Below are 5300 nucleotides of genomic sequence, written 5' to 3' on the forward strand. Positions count from 1 at the left end.
TTAGCATGCTTGAATTATGTAAGTTATGCAGAGCTTCTGCTATTTCTAGTTCTTTAATATCATTTAAAATGAAGCGTAATTCTACTTCAGATACACTATTTCTTAAGCAGGCAATAGTTTTTATTATTTGTAGCTCTACTGAAGTTAATTGGTCGTATAAATTTTGAAAACAAAATTTAAGAGCATCTTGATAAGTTAATGAGTTTTTATTTAAAAGTTCTTCATGCCTCTTTCCAGAGCCAAGACCAAGAACATACCATTTAATCAAAAGTGGGTTGTGATGAAGTCTTCTTGCTAGATCTGCTAATGATGCGGAATTCCTTTTTTTTAAAATATCTATATTTAATAAAATTGATAGTTTTCGTATTAAACTAATTGAGGATTTTGAATCTAAACTATCTAATTTATATCTATATTCTATTTCACCTAATCCGATTCGTGTTGTAATTAATACTTTTGAACCATGAGGTATTTCTGCTAGGAATTTTCGTACATGTTGTTTATCAATTGTTTCGAGGTTATCAATACATAAAAGAATTTTGAATTCTTTCATATAAAGAGAAATTTCTTCTAATAATTCTTCTAAAGATATATCTGAATTCACACCTAGACTTTTACCTATGTCTTGGTATAAGCCTAATGTTGAAACGATAGCATCTCTTAGCTGTATAATACCAGATACAGTCAAGCGATTAGCTTTTAAGGTAACCCAAATTATCATATCAAATCGACTATTTTCAGAGTTTTCTGATGATTCAAGGACATCATATAAACATCTAATTGCTAATGCGGTTTTTCCTATGCCTCCTTCGCCAATTAAAGAAATCACTCGAGTATGAGAATAAATTAGTTCGGTTATTGAATGTCGCTCATCTTTTCTTCCCAGGAGGACTGTGTCATCATATTCAGGTAGGGGAAGATTACTATAAATTTTTGATTTTGAACTTTTCCAATATGAAGGTATTTGTAATGATAGTGCAAATGAAGGATTATTTAAATTTTCAAGTGCTTCATTTATATTTGTCCACCAATGGTTAGATCCTATTTTCTTTAGAGTAATTGAAAAATCTGTTAGATCATTTATATCATTATATTCTAATGGTCTTGAGTGACATATTCTATTTCTAGGTTGAGTTAAGTTGTTTAAACCTGCTACGATAATGTTAATATTATCAGTATCAATAAGGTCTTGTATGGTCTTATTTTTAGAAAGAATTTTAGCTAAATCAGAGAAGTCACTAAACTCAATTAAGTCGGATAACGAGTTTTCCTCTGAAAAATCCTCATTAAAATGACTCTTGAAACGATTTTTTGAATTATTCTCAACATCTGTAGGGGTAATTATGGTAGTTGAAATATTCATTGTGCATATGATGTGTCTTAAATCTGTTTCTATTGCAGATATTAATGAAAAGCAAGTCATTCTTGTAGCGAAAGTTCTAGATGTCATAAATAAGCCTAATTTTTATCATTATTCCCATAAATATACAGGTGGTTTCACTTTCGATAAAGAAAATTTTTTCATAACAAATGCATCAACACGATTTGCTACATTCGGCATTCTAGGTTTCTTTGAGTTTACCGTATTAAGTGGTAAATTTGGGCTTAATCTGCATGGTAGCAAACGTGTTATGCAGGCGTTATATTTTTTATTGAAACTTGCGTCATAATGCGCAACGCGCTACACTCTTCGTATGATTAAAACATTTAAGCACAAAGGTCTTAAAAAGTTTTTTGAGACTGGCAGTAAAGCGGGTATTCAAGCGAAACATGATCGCAAATTGAGAATGCAATTAGCCGTGATAGATACTGCAACCATTATTGATGATGTTGATTTGCCGGGCTTCAAGCTCCATCCTCTGAAAGGGGATAGAGATGGAATTTGGTCAATTACAGTAAATGGTAACTGGCGTGTTACTTTCGAGTTTATCGATGGTAATGCTTACATTTTAAATTATGAGGATTACCATTAATGGCTATGTACAATCCCCCACATCCAGGTGAGTTTATCCATGACGTTTATATGGAACCATTTGGCTATAGTTGTCGCTTTGTTGCTAAACAACTTGATGTTGCGGCTTCAACTCTAAATCGAGTGATAAAGGGTAAGAGTTCAATTTCACCTGAAATGGCATTACGTCTTTCAAAATCACTCGGTCGTACGCCTGAAAGTTGGCTAACGATGCAAGACAATTACGATCTATGGCAAGCAAAACAAAACGTGAATTTAACTAAGGTGCACACGATCAATTTTGCTATGGCGTAGTAAAATATAACAATCGCATCAACACGATTTACTACACTCGGCATCTCAGGTTGTCGGGTGTTTCTCGTTTTAGGGCGTCAATATTAAGTATAATTGCATAGTAGCAAACGTGTTATGCAGGCGTTGTGCGTACTGAGTCCGAAATTTTTTGCACTGTTCATCAAAAGGATCGCGGCTTTCGTAGTTTTGGCTTAGTAAGCGTTCCTTTCTTCTTTGTTGCCTTTTGGTTTTCGTCTTATTAGGTTCGGCAAATTAGCCCTTATGTCCTTAAGTTCAGGCGTTTCAGAGGCATTTTTACGCTTCAATTGTTCTTTGGTTATGCCTCATTTTATTCTGCATCATTGTTTTGCTCGTAGCATTTTTAATCCCAATTGTGGTTAGGATATTTGGTTTATCAGTTCCAAACTAGCTGAAACCAAGCCGTTCAAATGGCGTAAGAAATGTATCTGTTTTCCATTCACTTTATCTCGCAATTTAAGAACATTTTGTTCGCTTAATTGGCATCGGTAAATTAGAATCAGGGCTTAGAAAATCTTGGCAGAGCAGTTCTTTACCAAGTTGGCCAAGCCGAAAGTAAGCACGCACAACAATCGCATCAACACGATTTATTACATTCGGCGTTCTGGGTTTGTCTTGGGTTTTGTGATTAAGGCTGTTAATTCAGGTTGGTTTGCATGGTAATAAACGTGTTATGCCAGCGTTATGTAAACTAGGGAAGACTGTAGGATTTTCAGGTGATAGGATAGCCATCGGTCACCTGAATTTATATTTCTAGTTAGAACTGTATATCAACACCAGTAATAATTACAGGGTGTTCGTAATCTTCAGTTTTTCCTATCAGCTTATATTTAATGAAGAACTGACCATCACGACAATCAATATTAAATGAAGATGTATCAATTGTCTCTTCCGGGTGTTTGTCAGCTAATGTTTTGATGATTTGCATAACTATTCCTTAGTTTATGATTTAGAATTAAATGTATCCTTTTATTATCCTATTTTCAATATACTATATTCATGAGAATGTGATTTAGATTGTCGATTATAATGTTTTCTCCTTGTTTTTACTTGAATTCCTTTTTAAATTTTGGAAATAAGTTTACATAACAAATGCATCAACACGATTTGCTACATTCGGCATTCTGGGTTTCTTTAGCTTTACCGCATTAAGTGGTAAATTTAGACTTAATCTGCATGATAGCAAACGTGTTATGCAGGCGTTATGTGCTGCCGTGCTGTGCATGGTTGCATTACTCGTATAAAATAGAATGAATATTTTTCAAGTGTTTGTAGGGCAATATGGAATTAAATAACCCCGCGGGTAGATTACTTAAGATCTTAGAAAAGTGTAAAGCTATTCCTAGGACTGAAAAAACAAGAGATGCATGGGCTAAAGTACTAGATATTGAGAGTAAAGACCGAATATTACTTGTTGGTCGGGTTGGTAAGGTCTTTGCATTAGCTGACGAGATTGCAATTGAACTAGGTCGAGTTGAAGGGGTTGATATATCAAGATATATGTCATGGACCAAATATTTAGAAATAGCTCTTACCAGTTGTAATTTTGATGTAGCATGGCATGATTTTGTTTCTAAAATAAATGAGCCTACACTGGATTATCTACATATGGCTTCAGGTATGTTAGCCACTAATCGGCCTCAACCAGTTCTAGCATATGCTGAACTAGAAAGCATATATTCAGGGGCTAAAGATATTATAAAAGAGATTATTGCTGCAGACTTGCCACCTAAAATGAAGCAGTATTTTTTAGATCAACTCCGTAAAATTTGTACTGCTATTGAAGAATATCAAATTACAGGTTCACCTGAAGTACTCGATATAGTGGAAGCAACATTTGGTAAAGCCGTCTTATATAAAGAGTATTTGGATGTGCGTGAAACACATAAAAGTATTAGCAAGTTTTGGAAATTCATGGCTAATACAGCATTAGTAGTCTCAACTGTTGCTGGTGGCTTACAAATAGGTGATTACACGAAAAAGGCTTTTCCCGAACTTTCTGCACCTAGGGTTGCCGAAATAATAATTAGTAAACCATCTTCACCTGAGCTTTCTGAACAGATTTCAACCAGTGGCTAGAAGGCACATAACAAATGCATCAACACGATTTTCTACACTCGGCGTTGTCAGTTTGCCTTTAGTTTCAGTGATTAAGGCGGTAAAATTTGGCTAGGTCTGTATGGTAGAAAACGTGTTATGCAGGCGTTATAATTTTTTAAGGTAACGATATGATTAATAGCTCAAAGTTGAAATCTATAGCATTTACGACAACGAGACTTGAGGTTACAAATATTGACTCTTATTTGGTGTCAGGATTGCTGAAATCACAGTTATTATCTGAAATCGTTAGCTTACTTTCTCTCTCGGTTGTTGAATCGTTACCTCCATATTTTCATGATATTAATACTGAATCGGATGCTGAGATTTGGCTTTTGAAAATGGTATCAGAAAGCCATTTATTTTCAGTTAAACGTAAAGGTTTTGACCCGATTATTGGCTTCGTTTTCCTTTATGAATCAGATAATGCTACAGCCCATTTAGGTTATTTATTAGCTGAATCTAATTGGCATCAAGGTTACGGTAGTGAACTATTGTTTGGTTTGCTTAAAAGTTGTCGTGATAACCAATTAATAGAAAAACTTATTGGTGGCGTCGATATTGGAAATGTAGTTTCGGCAAAGTTACTTGAAAAAGTTGGTTTTGTTGCAGCTCAAGAAGGTGATAATGGCGTCATTTTCTACGAATGCGTGTTGTCTTAACCACAAATTATAACAATCGCATCAACACGATTTGCTACATTCGGCATTGTAGGTTTCTTTGGTTTTACCGTATTAAGTGGTAAATTTAGGTTGAATCTGCATGGTAGCAAACGTGTTATGCAGGCGTTATGTGTTGGTGTGCCCCACAGAATTAGAACACATTCTATACTTAGGTTATACCTATCTGGAGGCTACCATGAGCAAGCATTATACTAAATCTTATCCTGAAGAGTATCGTAAAGAAGCTGTCCGACTCG

Annotated in this window: 7 protein-coding genes; 5 read left to right on the top strand and 2 right to left on the bottom strand. The window is 34.8% G+C overall.

What is annotated here, in order from left to right; genetic code table 11:
• Positions 1–1363 (bottom strand): NB-ARC domain-containing protein (locus AACV33_RS20830; RefSeq protein ID WP_255458649.1); only part of this gene is annotated, 1363 nt, incomplete at its 3' end.
• On the opposite strand from AACV33_RS20830, the gene AACV33_RS20835 reads away from it, so the two are divergent.
• The 3 genes from AACV33_RS20835 to AACV33_RS20845 are packed head-to-tail and all read left to right on the top strand — an operon-like array spanning position 1344 to position 2266.
• Positions 1344–1670 carry a hypothetical protein gene (locus AACV33_RS20835; RefSeq protein WP_182700608.1) on the top strand — a complete coding sequence of 109 codons (327 nt, stop codon included), beginning with the start codon at positions 1344–1346 and terminating at the stop codon, positions 1668–1670. The genes AACV33_RS20830 and AACV33_RS20835 overlap by 20 nt on opposite strands.
• 24 nt (positions 1671–1694) lie before the next feature.
• Positions 1695–1973 (top strand): type II toxin-antitoxin system RelE/ParE family toxin, encoded by a 279-nt coding sequence (locus AACV33_RS20840; protein ID WP_182700604.1) that lies wholly within the window; start codon positions 1695–1697, stop codon positions 1971–1973.
• Positions 1973–2266, top strand: coding sequence for a HigA family addiction module antitoxin (locus AACV33_RS20845; RefSeq protein ID WP_017023495.1), 294 nt, complete (start codon positions 1973–1975; stop codon positions 2264–2266). Before AACV33_RS20840 ends, AACV33_RS20845 begins: the two co-directional genes overlap by 1 nt.
• A gap of 775 nt (positions 2267–3041) precedes the next feature.
• Here the strand turns inward: AACV33_RS20845 and AACV33_RS20850 are convergent.
• Positions 3042–3212, bottom strand: coding sequence for a hypothetical protein (locus tag AACV33_RS20850; RefSeq protein WP_182700605.1), 171 nt, complete (start codon positions 3210–3212; stop codon positions 3042–3044).
• A 353-nt stretch (positions 3213–3565) separates the two neighbouring features.
• Between AACV33_RS20850 and AACV33_RS20855 the strand changes: the two genes are divergently transcribed.
• Together AACV33_RS20855 and AACV33_RS20860 are read left to right on the top strand one after the other, a co-directional pair.
• Positions 3566–4363, top strand: coding sequence for a hypothetical protein (locus AACV33_RS20855; RefSeq protein WP_182700606.1), 798 nt, complete (start codon positions 3566–3568; stop codon positions 4361–4363).
• 149 nt (positions 4364–4512) lie between these two features.
• Positions 4513–5043: a GNAT family N-acetyltransferase gene (locus AACV33_RS20860; RefSeq protein WP_182700607.1), complete on the top strand. Its 531-nt coding sequence runs from the start codon at positions 4513–4515 to the stop codon at positions 5041–5043.
• The last annotated feature ends 257 nt before the right edge of the window (positions 5044–5300 follow it).

It is taken from the genome of Aliivibrio sp. SR45-2 (genome assembly GCF_963890165.1).
Taxonomy (GTDB): Bacteria; Pseudomonadota; Gammaproteobacteria; order Enterobacterales; family Vibrionaceae; genus Aliivibrio; species Aliivibrio salmonicida.

Coding starts and splice junctions, on each gene's coding strand:
- AACV33_RS20855 (WP_182700606.1), top strand. CDS start 3,566: ATGGAATTAAATAACCCCGCGGGTAGATTACTTAAGATCTTAGAAAAG.
- AACV33_RS20850 (WP_182700605.1), bottom strand. CDS start 3,212: ATGCAAATCATCAAAACATTAGCTGACAAACACCCGGAAGAGACAATT.
- AACV33_RS20860 (WP_182700607.1), top strand. CDS start 4,513: ATGATTAATAGCTCAAAGTTGAAATCTATAGCATTTACGACAACGAGA.
- AACV33_RS20840 (WP_182700604.1), top strand. CDS start 1,695: ATGATTAAAACATTTAAGCACAAAGGTCTTAAAAAGTTTTTTGAGACT.
- AACV33_RS20835 (WP_182700608.1), top strand. CDS start 1,344: ATGGTAGTTGAAATATTCATTGTGCATATGATGTGTCTTAAATCTGTT.
- AACV33_RS20845 (WP_017023495.1), top strand. CDS start 1,973: ATGGCTATGTACAATCCCCCACATCCAGGTGAGTTTATCCATGACGTT.